Genomic DNA, 17,450 nt, shown 5'->3' with positions numbered 1-17,450 from the left:
AAAATTTACCTACAAGAACAGATGTGTTTGCATGTAGATAATTATTAGCAGTAAGTGTTAAAGAGTTTATGTGCGTGTGTTAAATCTTTAATTAATTTAGAAATGTGATGGTCTAAATACATTCAAATATTTAAATTGGAGGTTTATTAAATGATAAAAAAACATAAAAACTTATTATTATGTACAATAATTGTGTTGTTATTGATATCAGTCACCTCAACTGCATTTGGTTTTCAGGAAAATGGTGATAATTTCCCTATAGTAATATTTGAGAAAGAGCTAATAGAAGATAAAGATGAACTGTTTGAACGAGCAAGAAATAAAGTTTCAGATGTGGTTAATAACAACAACATTGTATCTCAGGGGTTTTTGAAAGAAAAAAATTCAGAAACAAAAATCCCATTGAAAGTATATACTACCACTCAGTTATACAGAATAGAAAAATTACCTGGAGGGGGAATCAATACTTATTATGCAACAACTAACCTTATAGAAATTCAATCATCTGGAGGATCTAGAGATGCTTGGAAATGGGATGAAACTGGAGGTGTAAAAGCTTATAATACAATCTATTATAGCTTAAAAGGCAACAAGAAGTATGCTCATTTTTTGAAAGGAGAAGGGGGTTGGATTAACTACGACTATCCACAAGTATCATTAGCTAATAGACAAGTAAAGCACGGTAAGTTTGGAATTAAAGAAGATGGTGGACTTATTGATGAAATTAGAAGATATAAACCAACTTCTAATTATAGCTATAATACACCAAGTCACTGGACATATATTGAGGCACATCCTTTACATTATTTTGGTGAAACAACACTAGTAGATATCATAGCTACTGATGGAAGTCAGTGGGAGCTAATTCTTGATAATGATGCCGGATCTACTTTTAGCGGTGATCAGTGGGCTTTATAGTATAAACTGAATCCGTAAGTAACGTAAAGAGAAACAACCTTCTTGAAAACGTAAATAAATGTTGTATAGTAAAGGTATAAATGCATAACATTTACATTGACGCTCCGCATGGGCTTGTCCTGTGAAGTGTCAATGTAGAGATAATAAATAGTAATAATAACGTAAACCGGATTACATTAAGTTTTGTAAGATAAAGGGCCTTCTGCTTTTCCGGCGCACCCTTTGTCAATTAACAAAACTCGGAATTCTTTTTGCACCCTTTAAAAAAATGTTTGTATTTCTTTGAAATGGTACTACTATAGTTTGGAGGCGTACTTAACATGAAATCTATAAATGCTAAAATCTACTTGCTATATGCTAGTTTTATATATGGGTTTATTTTTTTTATTACTAGTTTATTTAAATTACAACACTGGTTTTTTCAAATTAGAGAACATGATTACTTTCATCTAATCAGTTTTAATTATGTTCTAAAAATTTTAGATTTTTTTGGCTTTTTTATTATAGGCACCTTAATGGGAATAGAAATGTTTCTAATTGAGAAGAAAAAAAGAGGAAAATGGATATTTAGATATGAAAAATTTCTTTTTTTGGTTGTTCCTGGAATAATTTTATTAATTATAAAAGCTATATACAATGTTTCATTAATTAATTATCATACAGAAAAAATTCTATTAATTATTATGGGTTATAGTACTATCACAGCATTTTTTAAAGAAGAACAGTAGTGTTGCTAAATTCAAAATATTGATGTAGTGCGACAGGCTAATCTGCAGTGACTTCGACAAGCTAGCCTGCAGGAGAAACAATAAACCATCATAGGTATGTGTAGACAAAATAAACTGCAATATTTTGCCTTGATAATGTTCCTGATAGATTTTTTCAAAATCCTCACCAGAACACTTGAAAGGCAGTTCAATGTCTAATGCAGATATCTTCATTAGCATTCACTGTGACGTTAGTAGCAATTCTTCTATTAGAGGTGTGCATGCTTATCATCCCAGTAACCATGATGTAGTGCTCAGTGAACGCCTTGGAAATGCAGCAATTCGTGGAGTTTACTCATATTCGTCTATACCTAAATTTGTTGATGCCAGATATGGCAATAATCCATGGGGGTATAATCCATGGAAGTATAATTGTTTAAAAATCATCCAATTTATGGTATAATAGTGGATAAAGGTATTTAATTGGAGGTATTATGGATATAAATAATGGTGTTAACTTGTTAGATAAAAACAAGCTCTTGCAAATATTTGATTATCTAAATGAACGGTTAAAAGAAAATCAATTACAGCTTGAGATAACAATTTATGGTGGTTCAATAATGACTATGGTTTATGATAATAGACCTGCTACTAAAGATATAGATTGCGTATTTAGTGAAACTAATTTTAAATTACTGGAGAATATATTAAATCTTACGAAATATACTTTCAATCTTTCTGATGGATGGATAAATGAAGAAATCAAAGAACCATTAAAGACTATTTTGAAGGAAGATAAAGAAACCTACAAGACATACTCAAATCTAAAAGTATTAAAACCCAAAGCTGAGCAATTATTAGCAATGAAAATATTGGCTGCAAGACCAGAACCAGCAAAGGATTTTTATGATGCCTATATATTGTGTAAAGATTTAAATATAACTACTAAAGATAGATTGATGGAAGTAATTTCTACTTATATACCTTTGACTATCCTTGGGGAGAGGCAAATAAATTTTATTAAATATCTAGGAGAGGATCTGGGCTATGATTGGAAATAAATACCTGCAGGCGTTATTTGCATATCCAGATGAAGATACAAGCTTAAATCAGCTGTTGGAATTATTAAAATCAAAAGACAAGAAATTTATAGACAGTTTATATGAACCAATAGATTTAAAAGCATGTACTAGTAACGAGAAAATATTTTTAACTAAAGTATCGGCGCTAATAGATTATTATTTACAGCTTCATGGAATTGAAGTTCCTGATTGGCTTAGAGATGAAAGCTTAAGCTTTGATAAACCCTATTACCATTCTAAAAGAATCAGTGATTTTGAAAAAGTTAAGCTGCTTTATGCTAATCCTGCCCCCTTTAGAGCAAGGAATGTATACTTTGATTTAGAAGGAATAAAAAGAGTATAAGTTAAAAAATACAATTGAGGCGTCCATGAATATTGTTATTAGAGATAATACGCAAAGATCTTATAGATGTCAATGAGTTTCTTAATGAAATAGGTAAGATTACCCTTGGAAGGGGAAATTCATAATGAATAAATCCATGAAAAGTATTATTGAGGCAGATACTGACAAGAATAGCTTACGAAAGTACTCAGTGGATGATAACAATAAAGAAAAAATAATACAAAAGATTGTTAAAGAATTGGAAAAAGTAGAAGAAATAGAATTTTCATTTCTTCATGGTTCTTTTATTGAAGAAAAGAGTTTTAGAGATATTGACATTGCTGTTTTCTTTAAACCTAATACAAATATAAAAGCACATTTAGATATTTGCAACAAGTTAAGCATTGAACTGACAAGGATAGTGGAAATTCTTGTAGATGTAAACTCACTTAACTCTGCACCTCTTAGTTACTGCTATTATGCTACACAAGGAAAAACCTTAACTTATAAAAATCTTGAAGATGTTTATCTATATAAAGAGGATATATGGATTAAGTATATGGATTTTTTCCCATTATTAAAAGATAATTTTATGGATTTGATAAATACCTAATGTTTTTTTCCGGCGTTATCAGATGTAAGATGATATAGTCATTGTATTGAGAATTTATGGTTTATAAGGGAATTATATAAAAGTGGTGAGATATATGAACCAAAATTGGTCAAAAGTTACCCCGGAAGTCTTAAGAATTGTTAACAAGTATACTCAAACTCTCAAAGAAAGAGCCATTCCGGTGGAAAAAGTAATATTGTTTGGATCTCAAGCAAGAGGCACAGCAACTGAGGAGTCTGACATTGATGTTTTAGTAGTTGTTAAAAAGATAGATAAAGAGATTCGTGCTATTATTATTGATGAAGCATTTAATTTAAGTTTACAAGAAAATGTAGATTTAATTGCAATACCCTATGATATTGAGGAATATTCTTCACCCCTATTTAAAATAGGTAGTTTTTATAAAAATGTATATAATGACGGGGTAGTAATAATATGAGCAACAATTTAAAAAAGGAACTTGCCAGAGTGAAAATGGAGAAAGCTCGCGAGGCTTGGGAGGAAGCTTTGTGGTGTTTTGAGGGCGGGAAATACCCCGCAACTGTTAATAGAATTTATTACTGTATGTATCGTGCGTGTCTTGCCCTCTTGGTTTTTGAATATAAAGTACCCACAAAACATTCATCAATAATAGGTATGGTAAATAAAAAATATGTTAAAAACAAGGAATTCACCAAAGAAGAAGCAGAGGAACTAATTGAAAATGGTGAGAAAGCCCTAGCAGCTATGGAAGAGTTTCTTGAGAAAATACTAGAGGAAATATAAAAAGAGTCCTAGACTCTTATATTTCACTATCAGAAAGTATAAGTTCCACAAGGTAGATAGTGGTCGGCTAAAACGCAGCGTCCTGCTGCATAGCCGACATTAGAACGTCCTGTTCGTCATTCACTAGACTAAGGCTTCCGCCGATGTCAGAAGACTTGGCGTAAGCCAAGTTTTGTTTTATGAAAAAGTTAAGCTGCTTTATACTAATCCTGCCCCCTTTAGAGCAAGGAATGTCATACTTTGATTTAGAAGGAATAAAACGAGTTTAATCAAATCAAAAAGCCAGATCATAAGATGACCTGGCTCTTTTACTTATAGGCCGGCTTTTTCAACTATAGTTTCGGCTACGTGCTCAGGACTGGTAAAGGGAAAATCGTCTGCAGTTAAAAGTTTACCTGCTTCTCCTGCAGTAACCTTTAAATCTCCTGCCTGGCAGGTGGTTTCTGCACCAAAGGGAAAGGCAGCTAGAAGGGCTTCCGGACTTTCAATTGGGAAACTAGCATTTTGTAAGGCACCTATAATTTGATTTTTAATAGTTTCACGAACTGACATATTCTATTCCTCCTTATTTAAAATAATTTTTAATTGCAAGTAAAGTTTACATTTTTTTTAGCTTTCATTCAGTAAACTGTTTTACAAAAATTATAATTAATTTGGAGGATTAATTACGCAAACCATTTTTTATTAATCTAATAAATGAAATCTACGACCATGTACAGTAATTCTTCCATCCTGTTTTAATGATGACAAAGTATTTGTTACCATTACCCGTGATGCATTAACCAGACATGCAAGATCCTGGTGATTTAATGGAATGTCTATCATTATTCCCTGGGGAGTATTTTTGCCATACTCTTTGGATAATCTTTCAAGTGTACTTAAAATTCTAGTTTTTACATCATTAAAAGCCATTGCTGCAAGTTGTTCTGTATAATTGTTAAGTTTATCCCCAAGAGCCTTCAACATTTTCAAAGAAATCACTGGGTTTTTTAACATTTCTAGGAAATCTGTTCTTGTGCAGGTGCAAACATAGGAATGCTCAAGAGCTTTTGCATTCATTGTATAAAGGGCATCGTCAAATATTGTATTTTCACCAAAAACATCATCCTTTTGTAATATGTCCAGGGACATTTCCTTGCCTTCCTCAGATATCTTATATAGTAGAATTTTGCCACCTCTAATAAAATATATTGTATCGGCTGGAGAGTTTTCTGCAAAAATGATTTCTCCCTTGGTATAAAATCTAGGTTTGGCCAGTAAAGTAATGAGCTCTTTTTCCTTTTCATCTAAGGGTTCAAATATAGCTAAATCTTTCATGCATTTTAGTTCAGGTGCCATGGTTTTCACCTACCTCATTAATAAATAATAAACAGTATTATGTAGAAATATTCACCAGGATGGAAGGAATTCCTTCACATTAATTATTTTTGTTGTCAAGCACTTGGCTTTCCCAGTATTAAAAAACAATAAGGACCTAGTTTTCTAGGCCCTGAGGGTTTATACTGTTTTTATTCTTCCTTCTCATTCTTTGGTTTGCAGCAATCTACTTTAGAAATTATCTCTGGCATCATTTCAAATAGCTTGTCAAAGGAGCCTTTGCTGCTTAAAGGCAGTACAGTCACCTCTTCATTTTTTATGACAAGCATTGCATTAGGTTGAATTTTTGCTCCCAGACCTCCGCCAGAGCCAGTACCATCATTACCCTTTTCATCCTTGCCGCCGCCACCTCCAGCACCAACGCCAAAGGATACAGTGACAATAGGTATTAGAGTTACATTACCTACCTGGATTTGTTCACCTACTACAGTTTCAGTACGAATAAATTTTTCTAGCTTTTCAAACATGGAGTTGATTACATTTTCAGTTGGATTCATTTTAATTGGGCCTCCTTAATTTTTTATATATTAATTTTGATTTTGTGTTTACAGTTATAGATACACATGTTTTGTTGTCAGGTTGCAGGTCTTAACACCTTTTTTTTCTTTCTTTCTCTAATAATAATTAGTATAACCTTTAAAGTATTTTTCGAGATAAGGAATTTAAGGAGTCTTAAGAGAACAACTATTATTGCTATGTGCCCCTTAATTATAAGCTCACCTTCAAAATGTTCATCCTCCCAAACAGTATCAATATCCAGCTTTGTAAAAATATTTAATCCTGAAAGAGTTGATACAATGGCTTGAAGCCAGGCTGTATGGTGTGGTTCATAAAAACCAATTCTTCCTTTTATCATCAGCACCCTGGGCTTTAAGATGCCAACCAGGTCTCTTAGAAGATATAATACATGAAAGATAATATCTCTTTGGAAAAGATTTTTGAAGAGACTGGTCCCCCCTTTAGCTTTACTAGACTTTTCCCTTTTCTTGACTTCTTTTTGAGATTTTTCTTTGTCTTTCCCATTTTTAGGCTTTGCTTTTTTCCCTTTAGTTATCTCTGGATCAATATTTATGGAAAACCCAAAAATATTGAGTTTAGCAAGCAGCCCTTTAGTATTATATGAGGCAGAAATTCTGCAGAACTGCAGTATGGTCATGCTGGCAAAACAATACGGGTTATCATTGTAGCCTCCGTAAAAGGAGTATCTTATGGGTATAATTATTGCTGCCATGAAAACAGCTAGTATAAATAAAAGCAAATACATTATTATACTTAATATTATTGACATTTGCTCACCGCCTATAACCCAATTATCTTGGAAAGCAGAGATTTGTTCTTGGTTTCCCTGGTACTCTTTGCAGCAGCTTTTCTGACTGCATTTTCTACTATTTTTTTACCAGGGAGATAATTTATAAAGCTTACAGTATTTTTCAGGTTTCTATACTGCAGATTCATAATATCTTTTCTTTCAAAAGAGGTTTCATTTTCGTCTATAGTTTTAAAGTACTTATCAAGTGCTGCATTTCGAACAGCAGTCAGCTCCTTGGGAACCTTGGGTATAGCAATATTATTTAAATCCCACTCCATAATCTTTAGTTGGTTTAGATCCCTGCGGCATTGGGGGCAGCTTAATAGATGGTTTTCCAATAATATTTTCTCTAGGGGGTCAATATCTTTATCCATATATCTTTGCAGCAAATCCTTATCCAGATTACACATGTTTCATACCTCCAGTATTCCATGGGATTGAAGAGATTTCTTCAGGATATTGCGGGCTCTAAAAACACTATTTTTCACAGTGCCTAAAGGTTGTTTTAAGGCAGCAGCAATTTCTTCATAGCTCATTTTTTCCAGATATCGTAGAGTTAAGGGAAGACGATAATTATCAGGAAGTTCCTGTAATGACTTGATAATAATTTCTTGTGTTTCGTGGAAAACTGCTGTTTCTTCAGTGTCATCAGCAGCAGCTATACAATCCAGTAGGGTAGAGCTCCCATCTTCACCAGTTTCCAAATCCAAGGACAGCTGTGGGAGTTTTTTATTATCCCTTTTATAGTTTAAACAGGTGTTAATTGCAATTTTTTTTAACCAGGGTAGGAAGGGGCGAGTCTCGTCAAACCCGTGAATATTACGGAAGATTTTTATATAAACCTCCTGCATAATATCCAATGCCTCATCCTGATTAAAGGTATACCCATAACAAATTTTATATAGATATCCTTCATATTTACCGAGCAGACTATCAAAAGCAGCTCTTTCATTATTTTTACACCTCGTATAATATGTTTTGTAAACCTAAACTTTAGAATTTCCAGTTAGAATTTTGTTCTTTGAAAAGTGAATAATCACTTTTACAGACTAAGGTTAGCCCGTTCACTTTACCCTTGACAGGGAGTGGTCCATAATGGTAGGCTCATTAGCCGCACAGACACCCCAAAGGGGAGGTGGCTGGCTAAGTCTGTGTAATCCATTATGGACAGAGGCTCACTGTCAAGGGCGGGCTCTTAGTACCTACAAACTTGTTTTAAATTAGGGCTTGGATTTTTCGTGATGTTCCCAGACAATAGTCTTAAGGATTATTTGGGGTAATGCTTTTTCCTCCTGTAGCTTTGACTACTTTTAAAAGTCTGTTTCCCCAGTACTCGTTTGAACTTCTAACCCGCAGGCTGTTCCTCCTGGCAACCCATGCTAGAAGACAGCAGCTTCTAGGTAGCCCATGGATCAGGATGAGTTCATATACACGAGGGTGATGATCTACGAGTTCCCTGGGGGCGTCCCGGAAAGTCCAATCCCTTTAATCCTAATTTGAAAGGAGGGATAACCCTTATGAAGTTGTTTGTAGGTATAGATGTAAGCTCTCTGGACTTAAGAGTACGTGTTATTAATTGTGATGGCGATACTCTTGATAAGTTTACTGTAAGTAATAATCTAAATGGTGCCACCCATTTGCGTGATAAGATCATTACTTTAGCAGAGAAGCTCTCTTGTACTAATATTCAAATTGGTATGGAGTCTACTTCTGTTTATAGCTGGCATCCTTCTATGTTCTTAAATGAGGATGAGGCTCTACGTAAGCTTAATGCTAAGGTTTATACCATCAATGCTAAGCTTGTGAATAAGTTTAAGGAAGCTTATGCTGATATGGAAAAAACTGATGATATTGATGCCTTGATAATTGCTGATCGTTTACGGTTTGGTAGACTCCCTTTTACTGTTATCATGCAGGAACAATATATTGCTCTGCAAAGATTAACACGAATGCGTTATCGTCTAGTTCATAATCTGACTAAGGAAAAACAGCATTTTCTTCAAAACTTATTTTTAAAGTGTAATGCTTTTACTTCTGAGGTTGATAGTTCTGCTTTTGGTAATGCCATGATGGATCTCTTTTTAGAAAAGTACAGCCTTGATGAAATATCTGCTATGGATGTTGCTGATTTAGCTAATTACCTTAAGGATAAAGGGAAAAACCGTTTTCCTGATCCTGAAGGTGTAGCTAAGTGTATCCAAAAGGCTGCCAGGTCTTCTTACAGACTCTCTAAGTGTATTGAAGATTCGGTTGATATTGTCCTTGCTACTTCTATTGAGACTATCAGAAGCCTTAACAATCATATTAAACAGTTAAACAAGGCTATAGAAAGAGTTCTTGATGGCATCCCTAATACTTTACAAACTATCCCTGGTATTGGCCCTGTTTTCTGTGCCGGTATTCTTGCTGAAGTTGGCGATATTTCTCGCTTTAAGGATCAGGCTGCTTTAGCTAAATATGCAGGGCTTAGCTGGACTAAACACCAGTCAGGAAAGTTTGTAGCTGATGAAACTAAGCTAATACGTTCTGGTAACCGTTATCTCCGTTATTACCTTGTTGAGGCTGCCAACTCGGTAATGCGCTATGAGCCGGAGTTTAAAGCTTATTACCAGAAAAAGTATCGTGAGGTGCCTAAGCACCAACATAAAAGAGCACTCGTCTTAACTGCAAGAAAACTTGTGCGTTTGGTTGATACGCTGCTGCGTAACGACCAAATCTACTCGCCTAGAAGGAAGGTGAATAGTTAGGTCAACACCCCCTAATTTGCCCTTCGGTTATTTCCAGTTTTTTACTACTCAAACTGGGTTTGTTAAGCATGCCCTTTTTTAGCAAAATTAGCAAATTAAATTTCCAATTTTATTATTTAGGGTATTGACATATTACCGCAGGACTTTTTATTAGACTAACATTAATATCCACGTCTTCACCTCTTGGAAAGTTACCCTACATATAGTTATACACCAAAATCTCAGAAAAAGTTGCACTCTTTTGAGATATTTATGAACCTTAACAGAAGGAAATAATTATAAAGGGTTAGAATCATTATAATTATTACAATAGAAAACTATATAGGGGAAAATTAATTACCATGCATGATAATATTGACATTATTACCAGGAAAATTAAAATGAGGGGTGCCTCCAGGGAAGAAATTGCGGAATATTTCAGAGGCTTAAGTAAGTATATCCATGATGACAAAAGATTTTACGGTACAGATTGGGTGGTTGAATTAGGGGATGAAAAGCCGTGTGTATTAGGTTCAATAATGCTCATGGAAGTTGATATAACCTTTTCTGCTTCCCGAGAATGTTTGGAAGCTTTACTAGCTGACTTTCGTTTAAAGTTTATGCGAGCTGGTGGATAAATTAATGGTAGTGCTTAAAAAAGTAGTAATTGATGAAATTGGTATATATGAGGTTGTACCTGTAAATATTAAAGAAGGAAGCAAACTTTTTTGAAAGGAGCTTTATTCATGAATAAAACTATAATAGCCGCAATTGTAATTACTGCGCTTGTAGTTGGCGGCATAGTATTTTGGTGGCAGAACTCTACCTGGTCCAATGAAGTTAACAGGCTTAATAATGAAATAGTAGACTTGCGTCAGCAAATTGCAGAAGGGCAGCCAGAAGATCCACAGGAAGAAAACGGGGACGAACCGGACCCTGGAACAGAACCAGCTGACGGAACTGAGATTGCTCAGAAACCCAATCCAGGATGGGAACAGTACTTTCCCAATTATGATGAAACAACCCTTGAAGGAAAACCTGTTAAAGAAGTAAGGATGCTGCTTGGTGAGCCGCCTGTTCTGTTCAGAAATATTGCTGTTAACCCGGAGTTTAGCAGGGAGATCTGGGTCTACAGGCCGTATGATGAGGATCCCACAGGGCTTTATTTGTATTTTAAGGGAGGAAGTCTTGTAAATAGCCGATTGGATGAGTTTAGCGGGCTTGACAGTCTTTTAGGTGATACTGACTTCTGGTATAATTAATGAGAATAAAAGCCTGAAATGGCTAAGTATTTAAGTCACAGCTTTGTGGCTTATTTTTTTTAAAGATTAAATTTGTTTTGAAACTATTTCAAAGGGCTCTTCGTATAAACTTGTAGGTGGCGAAAGAAGGGATCTAGGTTGGATTTAGAGCTTTGTGTTGACAAAATACTTGCAGGTGAAAAAGAATATTTCAATGTCCTTGTTAAACATCTGCAGGTTCAGATATACAGTCTGGCAGTTAAAATGACAGGGGATAGAGAAGAAGCAAAGGATCTAACCCAGGAGATCTTTTTAAAGGTATATAAGAGCTTTGCCACCTATGATAAATCTGCCAAGATAACAACCTGGATTTATAAAATTGCCACCAACACATGTATTGATTATCTTCGCAAAAAGAAAGAACTATTGATGATTGAGGAGGAGCAAGAAATACAGGTTGAAAACAGGTTTTATTCACTGCCTGATAGGGCCCTTGAAAGTAAAGAGTTAAAGCAGCTGATACATTCAAAGATCAATCTTTTACCCGAATCTTACAGGATGGTGGTAATTCTAAAATATATAAATGAATTAACCTTTGAGGAAATAGCAGATATTTTAAAACAGCCGGTTAATACAGTAAAAACAAAGCTCTATAGAGCTAGGGAAAAGTTGAGAGATAGTCTTATAGAAACGGTAAAGGAAGGGGGTGAGCAGGATGGACTGCAAAAGCATTAGACAGTTGATGCATGAGGTGCTGGATAAGCCTGAAAAAATGCTTAAGGAAAGTGAGAATATTATTTCTCACTGCCAGGGGTGTCCTGACTGCTCATCCTTGTGGGCAGAGTTACAGCTTATAGAAAAAGGGCTTTTTGATATGGATTGTGAGGAGCTGCCGTTAGACTTTTCAACCATTGATTGGGAAATGCTGTCCCAGGCTGACAATGGGATTTCTAAAGAATTTGCTGGAGATAAGGGAGCTTCTTCAAAGCTGCCTCGTTGGGTAATAGTTCTGTTAACAGGACTAGTAATATTATCTCTAGGCGTTTGGGGAAGCATCACTATCCCAGGTGTTTGGGGGTTTATATCCCAGGCTTTGGCTGTAGACTTAGGAGGTATTTTCAATGCAGCTCCCCTTGTAAATCAGGTAATAGGCCTGATCAAGGATATTGCTTATTGGATTTTACTTCTAAGCACCTTGTGGGATGTCAGCTTGTCCTTTGTTCTGACCAATTTTGTGCAGGTAGTAATTACTGTTTTGGCTTGCAGTGCACTGGTAATACACCTGTTAAAGACAAGAGAAAGAATTAGTTTTAATTGAGGAGATGAATTTTATGAATAGAGTGGCTAAAGGCATATTACTTCTTACTGTAATAGTATTGCTTATATTTTCTCTTGGGTCAGCATCACTGGCCCAGGAAGCCAGGGAAGGCATAGTCCAGTTTGGCGGCGATGTAGTTATAAGTGCCGAAGAAATAATTTATGGTGACGTGGTAAGTTTTAAAGGTGATGTAACGGTTCAGGGTCAGGTTCATGGAGATGTTGTAAGTTTTCTGGGAAATGTAACCTTGTCGGAAAATGCCCTGGTTACAGGCGATGTGGTGGTTTTCAAGGGTGAGGTGTTAAAGCAGGATACTACAGTCATAGGAGGCAAGATAGTTGCCGGAGAAAACCTGGATGAATTTAAAATTTTAGAAAGGGATTCCGGGGCCGGTGATACCAGTATACCCAATTTGCCTGTAGTGAAGCGTGATTACAGAGACCATGGGACTACTACATTTTTTTCTTCAGTATTACAGCTTCTTGGACTTCTGGGATTAGCTGCTTTAGGAGCAAGCATATTTCCCAGGCACCTTAATACAATGTCATTAGAGCTTACTAAAGACATACTGAGAACCTTCTTAATAGGTCTTGCAGCATGGATAATATATCCATTTACAATGCTTGTGCTAGTCATAACTATTATTGGCATTCCAGTTGCCTTAATAATGGGTTTATTAATTCCAGTAATCTTTTTGCTTGGTGCCCTGGTAACTGCCGTTGCCCTTGGCAGTGCAAGACTAAGACCCATGTTGAGCAATACCTTTAGCTGGGCCAAGGAACCAAACCTGTTAATAGAAGGTATGTTGGGAATATTTGTGCTGTGGCTTGTTAGCAAAGCGCCAATTATTGGTTGGCTTGTTGTGCCATTAATAGCTATTTTCGGGCTGGGTATTATTTTAACCACAAAATTTGGCACCAACAAACCATGGTTTGCAAGGAAGGAAAAGCAAGAAAAGCAACCTGTAGAGACTAAATTTTTACAGTCAACAGATGATGGGATTGTAGATAAAGGTCATGATGGAGAGATTTCTTATAATGTTGAGGAAGCCAAAAGTGGGGAGGAAGAAAACAGTGAAAACAAATAAAAAGGGAATGCTTATCTTATGTTTATTAATTTTAAGTGTTATATTGCTGATTCCAGCTTCAGCTTATGCTGCAGATGACATTATTAGATTTGGCGGACAAATCAGAGTTGGAGAGGATCAGACAGCTCACAATGTGGTGGCTTTTGGAGGCCCTGTTAGAATAGAAGGTACAGTTAATGATGTTATAAGTTTTGGCGGCTCAGTCAGGTCAACAGGAATTATTCGCGGTGATACAGTTGTATTTGGCGGTGGAGTTTTAATAGAAGGCCCAGTGGGTGGAGATCTGGTGGTTTTTGGTGGGGGCATCAACCTTGGAGAAAATGCTGTAATAAATGGTGACGTAATTACCTTTGGCGGTGGAGTCAGCAAACATGATGACGCCATAATAAGAGGAAAAATTGTAAGAGACACTTCTGATGTCTTTGTTAGAGGGCCCGAAATCTTTGGAGATAGGGGACATGAAATATTTACAGGTGTTTCATTGTGGTTTAGAATTGTTGGCGGAATTTTCATGGTGGTTTTCGGTTGGCTGATTGCTGTTTTAATGCCAAGAAATACTGAAAATATTCTTGATACAATTTGCAATGAAGGTTTAAAATCCTTTGGGATTGGCCTGCTCATCAAGCTTTTAGCTATCCCAATAACAATTGCCCTTTTAATTACCCTTCTTGGAATTCCATTAATACCTATATTCTGGCTCACCTTATGGTTTGCCCAGTTAATGGGTCTGGCAGCACTTGGTCTACTGCTTGGAAGAAAGCTCTTTAACAAATTTGGTAGCGATACCGGCATGGGAATATCAGTATTAGTAGGCTTAATAGTAATAGCTTTATTCAGGCAAATACCCTTTGCAGGAGGAATTATTTTATTCTTTGTCAAATCTTTAGTATTAGGTGCAGTTGTTATTTCTAAATTCGGAACCGGTGGCTGGGGAACTAAGGCTATTTAACAAGTATCTAATAGCACTATACTGCTATATACAGAAAACAGAATGACAATTCTTAGACTGAGTATATTATTTATAACTGAAAGTTTATGTTTATATAATTTTGTGGTGAATATAATGGATTGTTTCATTTGAAAACCCTAGAGATGCTAGAGGGAGATTTGCCTAGCAGGGCAACAAAGCTTATTTTAGAGTGGGCAACTATTTATCAAAAGGATCTTATAGAAATATGGGAAACCCAAGAATTTAGAAAGCTCAAAGGGTTAGAATAGGAGGGATTGAAGATGGTTCCTAAAATTAAAGACATTAAAGTTAAGGATGATTATAAACTAATTGTTTTATTTGATAATAATCAGGCAAAAGAATATGATGCGAAAATGCTTATTGAAAGGCATAAAAGCTTTCATGTTTTAAAAGATAAGATGATTTTTAGTATGGTAAAGGTTGACGCTGGGGGGTATGGTATCAGTTGGAATGATGACATTGATTTAAGTGAATATGAATTATGGAAAAATGGTCGAGATGTGGAAAATGTCATGAACTAATTTACTTTAACAAAAAATTAATTTAGCACAAAAAGCAAAATTAGAAAGCATATTTTATAGCCAAGTAACTTGGTGAAATATATAATTAGGAAGCCTTTTAACCATGGTTTTTCATTTTTCATGGACATAAAGGCTTTTTGTTTAAACATAGATTTTAAATAATAGGCAAATCATGGAAGGATAATGAAAGCATTATACCTGTAACCTATAAGTATTGGTTATAAATAGCAAAGACATGGAAATATTCAAAAAGGATTTCTGTGGATCTTATTGAATTTAATATAATGGTCGACAAGTTTCGACATTCCAGAATAGGAACAATTAACTTGGAGGAGTTTTTTATGCTTAATAGCTATAAAAGAAAAAAGATCCTTTTAATTACAAGGGGAAAGAAAAACTCCAAGATTCTTACCCAGCAGCTAGAGGAGCTTTTTGGCGACCAGGTAGACATAATAGGTCATTGTGTGGAAGAATACGGTCCTCCATATCTTTATGACAGTGACTTGATTCTTCTCTCAACAGAATCTATCTTAAACTACATTCCTGCGGATATAAAAAGCAAGCATAAAAATAAAATAGTTATTGCTGGAAGAACAATAGATTTTAAAAATCTGTACAAACTTTTCACTGTTCCTTCCAACCGTAAAATAATGCTAGTAAATGACAGAAAAGAAACTGCCGAGGAGGTAATATCATTACTATATAACATGGGTTTTAACCATCTATGGTTAATCCCTATTTACCCTGACCACCCAAATCCTCCTAGGGTAGACATTGCTATCACCCCTGGCGAAAGTCAATTAGTTCCTTCCTATGTCTCAGAAATCTACGATATAGGAACAAGAATAATTGACCTGTCAACCCTAATGGAAATACTATTTAGATTTGATCTATTAGATAGTAAGCCCAATATACTATCTGCTAAATATGTGAGCAATATTATTGATATTAGCCGAAAGCTTTCAGAAAGCTTAAACTCTAATGAAAAGCTCAACCACCTATTAGAAGCCATAATTCAAAAAATAAATAATGGTGTTATAGCTACAGATGAAAGTGGAAAAATTGCCATCTGTAATAGGATTGCCGAAGAGTTATTTGGTTTGAATAAAGAATATGTAATAGGAAGAAACGCAGATGATATTGTGCCTAATTTAGAGGTTAACAAGCCCTTATTAACTGGGGAAAGTGATGAATATATTGAAAAAACCATTAATAATAAACACATTTTACTTAATAGAATACCATTAGAAATAAATAATAAAATTAGTGGATCTGTTTTAACCTGTTATGAATTTGACGAAGTTGAAAAGCTGGAAAAGAAGTTAAGAAGGCATGTATATTTCAAGGGTCATGTTTCTAAGTATACCTTTGAGAACATACATGGTAATAGTGAAAAACTACAACAACAAATTAAAAATGCTAAAAAATTTGCGCCCCTTGATACTACAGTTTTGATAACAGGAGAAACTGGAACAGGTAAAGAGTTAATGGCCCATGCTATTCATAATAGTTCCCTTCGCAGTAAAGGTCCTTTTGTTGCAATAAATTGTGCAGCCTTGCCCAGGGATTTATTAGAGAGTGAGCTCTTTGGTTTTGAAGAAGGTACTTTTACTGGGGCTAAGAAAGGTGGAAGGGCAGGCTTGTTTGAACAAGCACATCAGGGCACCATATTTCTTGATGAGATTGGTGAGATACCGGCAGAAATCCAAGTTAAGCTCTTAAGGGTTCTGGAATCTAAAGAGGTTATGCGAATTGGCGGAGATAAGCTTATAGCTGTTGATGTAAGAGTTATTGCTGCGACAAACCGTGATTTAAAAGAGATGGTTTTAAAGCATAACTTTAGAGAAGATTTATATTACAGACTTAATGTTTTAAAGGTATATATTCCCCCTCTGAGAGATAGAAAAGAGGATTTATTATATTTGCTAGACATGATGCTTAAGGAGTACGGGAAATGTGTGAAGGGGTTTCTTTCTGATGAAGCAATTCAAATCCTTCAGAATTATAAATGGCCAGGAAATATAAGGGAATTAAAGAATGTGGTTGAATTTCTTGTTGCCACAGTAGATGAAGACAGGGTTTGTAAAAATGATTTGCCTCAGGATTTACTGGATGTTACTAGTAGTTTTCAAGACGGTTTCACCATTTCTACTATTGATGCACGGGAATATAAACCCTATATAAAAGAGGATTTAGCCATATTGAAACTATTAACATATTTTGCTCAAAATGGTCAATCATTAGGAAGACGCAGGCTTCTAGAGTTAATGGAAAAAGACGGAGTTGATACTACTGAGGACAAGATTAGGACAAGGTTAAAGGTCTTGGAAAACAATGGTTTGATAAAAATTTTAAAAGGCAGAGCAGGGTCAACTATTACTGAAAAGGGCAAAACACTTATCAATACTATTACCCATAATATCAATACAACTAACTAATGGCTATGTCACAAGACATAGCCATTAGTCTATACATTAATATAATAAAATCCCCC

The 17,450-nt window shown here is 35.2% G+C and carries 24 protein-coding genes; 18 read left to right on the top strand and 6 right to left on the bottom strand.

Translation table 11 applies throughout. The features are described from left to right. The first annotated feature begins 150 nt into the window (after positions 1–150). The 8 genes from K364_RS0118850 to K364_RS0118820 all read left to right on the top strand — a co-directional run bounded on the left by K364_RS0118850 (position 151) and on the right by K364_RS0118820 (position 4,407). Complete coding sequence (locus K364_RS0118850) at positions 151–918, top strand: hypothetical protein (protein ID WP_028309313.1); 768 nt, start codon at positions 151–153, stop codon at positions 916–918. A gap of 320 nt (positions 919–1,238) precedes the next feature. Beyond that, on the top strand, positions 1,239–1,646 hold the full coding sequence (locus tag K364_RS0118845; protein ID WP_028309312.1) for a hypothetical protein: 408 nt from the start codon (positions 1,239–1,241) through the stop codon (positions 1,644–1,646). A 190-nt stretch (positions 1,647–1,836) separates the two neighbouring features. Continuing rightward, positions 1,837–2,088 (top strand): N-acetylmuramoyl-L-alanine amidase, encoded by a 252-nt coding sequence (locus tag K364_RS26410; RefSeq protein ID WP_084296077.1) that lies wholly within the window; start codon positions 1,837–1,839, stop codon positions 2,086–2,088. 31 nt (positions 2,089–2,119) lie between these two features. Further along, positions 2,120–2,686: a DUF6036 family nucleotidyltransferase gene (locus K364_RS0118840; RefSeq protein WP_051534225.1), complete on the top strand. Its 567-nt coding sequence runs from the start codon at positions 2,120–2,122 to the stop codon at positions 2,684–2,686. Then, positions 2,673–3,050, top strand: coding sequence for a hypothetical protein (locus K364_RS0118835; RefSeq protein WP_028309310.1), 378 nt, complete (start codon positions 2,673–2,675; stop codon positions 3,048–3,050). Before K364_RS0118840 ends, K364_RS0118835 begins: the two co-directional genes overlap by 14 nt. 124 nt (positions 3,051–3,174) lie before the next feature. Continuing rightward, a complete protein-coding gene (locus K364_RS0118830) occupies positions 3,175–3,642 on the top strand; it encodes a nucleotidyltransferase domain-containing protein (RefSeq protein ID WP_051534224.1) in 468 nt (155 codons plus the stop codon). 94 nt (positions 3,643–3,736) lie between these two features. Next, positions 3,737–4,081, top strand: coding sequence for a nucleotidyltransferase domain-containing protein (locus tag K364_RS0118825; protein WP_028309308.1), 345 nt, complete (start codon positions 3,737–3,739; stop codon positions 4,079–4,081). Beyond that, positions 4,078–4,407 carry a HEPN domain-containing protein gene (locus tag K364_RS0118820; protein ID WP_028309307.1) on the top strand — a complete coding sequence of 110 codons (330 nt, stop codon included), beginning with the start codon at positions 4,078–4,080 and terminating at the stop codon, positions 4,405–4,407. Before K364_RS0118825 ends, K364_RS0118820 begins: the two co-directional genes overlap by 4 nt. A 312-nt stretch (positions 4,408–4,719) precedes the next feature. On the opposite strand, the gene K364_RS0118815 is transcribed toward K364_RS0118820, so the two are convergent. The 6 genes from K364_RS0118815 to K364_RS24790 form a co-directional block, all read right to left on the bottom strand. After that, entirely contained in the window at positions 4,720–4,959 is a 240-nt protein-coding gene (locus K364_RS0118815; protein WP_028309306.1) for an MTH865 family protein, read from the bottom strand. A gap of 132 nt (positions 4,960–5,091) precedes the next feature. Further along, on the bottom strand, positions 5,092–5,745 hold the full coding sequence (locus K364_RS0118810; RefSeq protein ID WP_028309305.1) for a Crp/Fnr family transcriptional regulator: 654 nt from the start codon (positions 5,743–5,745) through the stop codon (positions 5,092–5,094). 170 nt (positions 5,746–5,915) lie between these two features. Continuing rightward, the gene (locus K364_RS0118805) at positions 5,916–6,281 is read right to left on the bottom strand and encodes a GerW family sporulation protein (protein ID WP_156946530.1); all 366 of its coding nucleotides are present in this window, start codon (positions 6,279–6,281) and stop codon (positions 5,916–5,918) included. Between the two features lie 77 nt (positions 6,282–6,358). Continuing rightward, entirely contained in the window at positions 6,359–7,072 is a 714-nt protein-coding gene (locus K364_RS0118800) for a hypothetical protein (protein WP_028309303.1), read from the bottom strand. A gap of 11 nt (positions 7,073–7,083) precedes the next feature. Further along, positions 7,084–7,503 (bottom strand): anti-sigma factor family protein, encoded by a 420-nt coding sequence (locus tag K364_RS0118795; RefSeq protein ID WP_028309302.1) that lies wholly within the window; start codon positions 7,501–7,503, stop codon positions 7,084–7,086. A gap of 3 nt (positions 7,504–7,506) precedes the next feature. Beyond that, entirely contained in the window at positions 7,507–8,022 is a 516-nt protein-coding gene (locus tag K364_RS24790) for an RNA polymerase sigma factor (RefSeq protein ID WP_084296075.1), read from the bottom strand. 588 nt (positions 8,023–8,610) lie between these two features. Here K364_RS24790 and K364_RS0118780 point away from each other — a divergent pair. The 10 genes from K364_RS0118780 to K364_RS24775 all read left to right on the top strand — a co-directional run bounded on the left by K364_RS0118780 (position 8,611) and on the right by K364_RS24775 (position 17,394). After that, positions 8,611–9,840: an IS110 family RNA-guided transposase gene (locus tag K364_RS0118780; protein ID WP_028306748.1), complete on the top strand. Its 1,230-nt coding sequence runs from the start codon at positions 8,611–8,613 to the stop codon at positions 9,838–9,840. Between the two features lie 341 nt (positions 9,841–10,181). After that, positions 10,182–10,457: a MoaD-like domain-containing protein gene (locus K364_RS24785; RefSeq protein ID WP_035270246.1), complete on the top strand. Its 276-nt coding sequence runs from the start codon at positions 10,182–10,184 to the stop codon at positions 10,455–10,457. Positions 10,458–10,565: 108 nt separating this feature from the next. After that, positions 10,566–11,081: a hypothetical protein gene (locus K364_RS0118765; RefSeq protein WP_156946529.1), complete on the top strand. Its 516-nt coding sequence runs from the start codon at positions 10,566–10,568 to the stop codon at positions 11,079–11,081. A 138-nt stretch (positions 11,082–11,219) separates the two neighbouring features. After that, positions 11,220–11,795, top strand: a complete 576-nt coding sequence (locus tag K364_RS24780) for an RNA polymerase sigma factor (RefSeq protein ID WP_051534222.1) — start codon at positions 11,220–11,222, stop codon at positions 11,793–11,795. Further along, complete coding sequence (locus K364_RS0118755; RefSeq protein WP_028309300.1) at positions 11,776–12,378, top strand: hypothetical protein; 603 nt, start codon at positions 11,776–11,778, stop codon at positions 12,376–12,378. The genes K364_RS24780 and K364_RS0118755 overlap by 20 nt, the downstream gene beginning before the upstream one ends. A 13-nt stretch (positions 12,379–12,391) precedes the next feature. After that, entirely contained in the window at positions 12,392–13,465 is a 1,074-nt protein-coding gene (locus K364_RS0118750) for a DUF8173 domain-containing protein (protein WP_028309299.1), read from the top strand. Beyond that, positions 13,452–14,414 carry a DUF8173 domain-containing protein gene (locus tag K364_RS0118745; protein WP_028309298.1) on the top strand — a complete coding sequence of 321 codons (963 nt, stop codon included), beginning with the start codon at positions 13,452–13,454 and terminating at the stop codon, positions 14,412–14,414. The genes K364_RS0118750 and K364_RS0118745 overlap by 14 nt, the downstream gene beginning before the upstream one ends. A gap of 119 nt (positions 14,415–14,533) precedes the next feature. Next, positions 14,534–14,683, top strand: a complete 150-nt coding sequence (locus tag K364_RS28005) for a DUF4160 domain-containing protein (protein WP_422857243.1) — start codon at positions 14,534–14,536, stop codon at positions 14,681–14,683. Between the two features lie 12 nt (positions 14,684–14,695). Further along, positions 14,696–14,956, top strand: coding sequence for a DUF2442 domain-containing protein (locus K364_RS0118735; RefSeq protein WP_028309297.1), 261 nt, complete (start codon positions 14,696–14,698; stop codon positions 14,954–14,956). A gap of 341 nt (positions 14,957–15,297) precedes the next feature. Then, complete coding sequence (locus K364_RS24775) at positions 15,298–17,394, top strand: sigma 54-interacting transcriptional regulator (protein ID WP_035270243.1); 2,097 nt, start codon at positions 15,298–15,300, stop codon at positions 17,392–17,394. The last annotated feature ends 56 nt before the right edge of the window (positions 17,395–17,450 follow it).

The organism is Desulfitibacter alkalitolerans DSM 16504, from assembly GCF_000620305.1.
Classification (GTDB): Bacteria; Bacillota; DSM-16504; order Desulfitibacterales; family Desulfitibacteraceae; genus Desulfitibacter; species Desulfitibacter alkalitolerans.
Note: the sequence above shows the minus strand (reverse complement) of the source record. Positions and strands in the feature narration are given on the sequence as shown.

Bases quoted from the DNA above. Each gene is read 5' to 3' on its own strand.
- K364_RS0118850 (WP_028309313.1), top strand. From the start codon at position 151: ATGATAAAAAAACATAAAAACTTATTATTATGTACAATAATTGTGTTG.
- K364_RS24775 (WP_035270243.1), top strand. From the start codon at position 15,298: ATGCTTAATAGCTATAAAAGAAAAAAGATCCTTTTAATTACAAGGGGA.
- K364_RS0118795 (WP_028309302.1), bottom strand. From the start codon at position 7,503: ATGTGTAATCTGGATAAGGATTTGCTGCAAAGATATATGGATAAAGAT.
- K364_RS0118820 (WP_028309307.1), top strand. From the start codon at position 4,078: ATGAGCAACAATTTAAAAAAGGAACTTGCCAGAGTGAAAATGGAGAAA.
- K364_RS24785 (WP_035270246.1), top strand. From the start codon at position 10,182: ATGCATGATAATATTGACATTATTACCAGGAAAATTAAAATGAGGGGT.
- K364_RS0118840 (WP_051534225.1), top strand. From the start codon at position 2,120: ATGGATATAAATAATGGTGTTAACTTGTTAGATAAAAACAAGCTCTTG.
- K364_RS0118800 (WP_028309303.1), bottom strand. From the start codon at position 7,072: ATGTCAATAATATTAAGTATAATAATGTATTTGCTTTTATTTATACTA.
- K364_RS0118750 (WP_028309299.1), top strand. From the start codon at position 12,392: ATGAATAGAGTGGCTAAAGGCATATTACTTCTTACTGTAATAGTATTG.
- K364_RS0118735 (WP_028309297.1), top strand. From the start codon at position 14,696: ATGGTTCCTAAAATTAAAGACATTAAAGTTAAGGATGATTATAAACTA.
- K364_RS0118825 (WP_028309308.1), top strand. From the start codon at position 3,737: ATGAACCAAAATTGGTCAAAAGTTACCCCGGAAGTCTTAAGAATTGTT.
- K364_RS0118845 (WP_028309312.1), top strand. From the start codon at position 1,239: ATGAAATCTATAAATGCTAAAATCTACTTGCTATATGCTAGTTTTATA.
- K364_RS0118835 (WP_028309310.1), top strand. From the start codon at position 2,673: ATGATTGGAAATAAATACCTGCAGGCGTTATTTGCATATCCAGATGAA.
- K364_RS0118810 (WP_028309305.1), bottom strand. From the start codon at position 5,745: ATGGCACCTGAACTAAAATGCATGAAAGATTTAGCTATATTTGAACCC.
- K364_RS0118765 (WP_156946529.1), top strand. From the start codon at position 10,566: ATGAATAAAACTATAATAGCCGCAATTGTAATTACTGCGCTTGTAGTT.
- K364_RS0118780 (WP_028306748.1), top strand. From the start codon at position 8,611: ATGAAGTTGTTTGTAGGTATAGATGTAAGCTCTCTGGACTTAAGAGTA.
- K364_RS26410 (WP_084296077.1), top strand. From the start codon at position 1,837: ATGTCTAATGCAGATATCTTCATTAGCATTCACTGTGACGTTAGTAGC.
- K364_RS0118830 (WP_051534224.1), top strand. From the start codon at position 3,175: ATGAATAAATCCATGAAAAGTATTATTGAGGCAGATACTGACAAGAAT.
- K364_RS0118755 (WP_028309300.1), top strand. From the start codon at position 11,776: ATGGACTGCAAAAGCATTAGACAGTTGATGCATGAGGTGCTGGATAAG.
- K364_RS0118805 (WP_156946530.1), bottom strand. From the start codon at position 6,281: ATGAATCCAACTGAAAATGTAATCAACTCCATGTTTGAAAAGCTAGAA.
- K364_RS0118815 (WP_028309306.1), bottom strand. From the start codon at position 4,959: ATGTCAGTTCGTGAAACTATTAAAAATCAAATTATAGGTGCCTTACAA.